This is a genomic window from Pseudoalteromonas sp. S3178 (assembly GCF_005886985.1).
GTDB classification, from domain to species: Bacteria; Pseudomonadota; Gammaproteobacteria; order Enterobacterales; family Alteromonadaceae; genus Pseudoalteromonas; species Pseudoalteromonas carrageenovora.
Genome location: NZ_PNCW01000054.1, coordinates 1 through 3,110, shown reverse-complemented (window position 1 = coordinate 3,110; position 3,110 = coordinate 1). Strand labels below are relative to the sequence as shown.

Genomic DNA, 3,110 nt, shown 5'->3' with positions numbered 1-3,110 from the left:
ACGCTACGCGCTAAGAGTCACCTCATAAATTTGGAAAATATCTGATAATATTTTTTAAGTCTGTCAGTAAATATCTACTTTAGTCATTAACTTCTGTCGCTTTACTGTCACAAAACGCGTTTGGCGTTGTATGGTTAAGCCTCACGGGTAATTAGTACAAGTTAGCTTAATGGCTCACACCACTTCCACATCTTGCCTATCAACGTTGTAGTCTTCAACGGCCCTTCAGAGACTTTAAAAGTCTAGTGAGAAATCATCTCGAGGCCTGCTTCGCGCTTAGATGCTTTCAGCGCTTATCAGTTCCGAACGTAGCTACCGGGCAATGCCATTGGCATGACAACCCGAACACCAGCGGTTCGTTCACTCCGGTCCTCTCGTACTAGGAGCAACCCCTCTCAATTCTCAAACGCCCACGGCAGATAGGGACCGAACTGTCTCACGACGTTCTAAACCCAGCTCGCGTACCACTTTAAATGGCGAACAGCCATACCCTTGGGACCGACTTCAGCCCCAGGATGTGATGAGCCGACATCGAGGTGCCAAACACCGCCGTCGATATGAACTCTTGGGCGGTATCAGCCTGTTATCCCCGGAGTACCTTTTATCCGTTGAGCGATGGCCCTTCCATTCAGAACCACCGGATCACTATGACCTACTTTCGTACCTGCTCGACGTGTCTGTCTCGCAGTTAAGCTGGCTTCTACCATTACACTAACCGTACGATGTCCGACCGTACTTAGCCAACCTTCGTGCTCCTCCGTTACTCTTTGGGAGGAGACCGCCCCAGTCAAACTACCCACCAGGCACTGTCCGTAACCCCGATTCAGGGGCCAACGTTAGAACATCAAAACTACAAGGGTGGTATTTCAAGGACGACTCCAACAAAACTAGCGTCTCATCTTCAAAGTCTCCCACCTATCCTACACATGTAGGTTCAATGTTCAGTGCCAAGCTGTAGTAAAGGTTCACGGGGTCTTTCCGTCTAGCCGCGGGTACACAGCATCTTCACTGCGATTTCAATTTCACTGAGTCTCGGGTGGAGACAGCGTGGCCATGGTTACACCATTCGTGCAGGTCGGAACTTACCCGACAAGGAATTTCGCTACCTTAGGACCGTTATAGTTACGGCCGCCGTTTACCGGGGCTTCGATCAAGAGCTTCTCCCTAAGGATAACCCCATCAATTAACCTTCCGGCACCGGGCAGGTGTCACACCGTATACGTCATCTTGCGATTTTGCACAGTGCTGTGTTTTTAATAAACAGTCCCAGCCACCTGGTCACTGCGGCTCCCGTCCGCTTAGAGAGCAAGTCTCATCACAGATAGGAGCGTACCTTCTCCCGAAGTTACGGTACGATTTTGCCTAGTTCCTTCACCCGAGTTCTCTCAAGCGCCTTAGTATTCTCTACCTGACCACCTGTGTCGGTTTGGGGTACGATTCGGTATAATCTGAAGCTTAGAGGCTTTTCCTGGAAGTATGGCATCAACAACTTCATCACCGTAGTGACTCGTCTCGTGTCTCAGGTTTAATGTTCGTCCGGATTTACCTAAACAAACGCCCTACTCACTTTCACATGGACAACCATCGCCATGCTTGCTTAGCCTTCTCCGTCCCCCCATCGCAATTATACCAAGTACGGAAATATTAATCCGTTTCCCATCGACTACGCCTTTCGGCCTCGCCTTAGGGGTCGACTTACCCTACCCTGATTAACATGGGATAGGAACCCTTGGTCTTCCGGCGTGCGGGTTTTTCACCCGCATTATCGTTACTCATGTCAGCATTCGCACTTCTGATACCTCCAGCATGCCTCCCGGCACACCTTCAACGGCTTACAGAACGCTCCCCTACCACTCAACGTAAACGTTGAATCCGCAGCTTCGGTGCATAGTTTAGCCCCGTTACATCTTCCGCGCAGACCGACTCGACCAGTGAGCTATTACGCTTTCTTTAAAGGATGGCTGCTTCTAAGCCAACCTCCTGGCTGTCTGGGCCTTTCCACATCGTTTCCCACTTAACTATGACTTTGGGACCTTAGCTGGCGGTCTGGGTTGTTTCCCTCTTCACGACGGACGTTAGCACCCGCCGTGTGTCTCCCGGATATTACTTTACGGTATTCGGAGTTTGCAAAGGGTTGGTAAGTCGGGATGACCCCCTAGCCTTAACAGTGCTCTACCCCCGTAAGTATTCGTCCGAGGCTCTACCTAAATAGATTTCGGGGAGAACCAGCTATCTCCCGGTTTGATTAGCCTTTCACTCCTAGCCACAAGTCATCCCCTAACTTTTCAACGTTAGTGGGTTCGGTCCTCCAGTTGATGTTACTCAACCTTCAACCTGCTCATGGCTAGATCACCGGGTTTCGGGTCTATACCTTGCAACTAGTCGCCCAGTTAAGACTCGGTTTCCCTACGGCTACCCTATACGGTTAACCTCGCTACAAAATATAAGTCGCTGACCCATTATACAAAAGGTACGCAGTCACCTAACAAGTAGGCTCCTACTGCTTGTACGTACACGGTTTCAGGTTCTATTTCACTCCCCTCACAGGGGTTCTTTTCGCCTTTCCCTCACGGTACTGGTTCACTATCGGTCAGTTGGGAGTATTTAGCCTTAGATGATGGTCCACCTATATTCAGTCAAAGTTTCACGTGCTCCGACCTACTCGATTTCACTTAAAATGTCTTTTCATGTACGGGACTATCACCCTGTATCGTGGCACTTTCCAGAGCCTTCCATTAACACATAATAAGCTTAAGGGCTGTTCCGATTTCGCTCGCCGCTACTTTCGGAATCTCGGTTGATTTCTTTTCCTACGGGTACTTAGATGTTTCAGTTCTCCGCGTTCGCCTCGTTAACCTATGTATTCAGTTAACGATACCTGCAAGCAGGTGGGTTTCCCCATTCGGAAATCCTAGTCTCAAGCGCTTTTTACTAGCTTGACTAGGCTTATCGCAAGTTAATACGTCCTTCATCGCCTCCAACTGCCAAGGCATCCACCGTGTACGCTTAGTCACTTAACCATACAACCCAAACGGGTCTTTGTTCGTGACAGTTTAACTTCGCCAGAAGTTAATATTGAATACTAAAGTAGATACCAATCAATCAACTCA

General features: G+C 49.1%; 1 rRNA gene. It reads right to left on the bottom strand.

The window, feature by feature from the left end:
* Positions 1-130: 130 nt before the first annotated feature.
* A 23S ribosomal RNA gene (locus CWC11_RS15075) occupies positions 131-3,020 on the bottom strand.
* Positions 3,021-3,110: the final 90 nt, after the last annotated feature.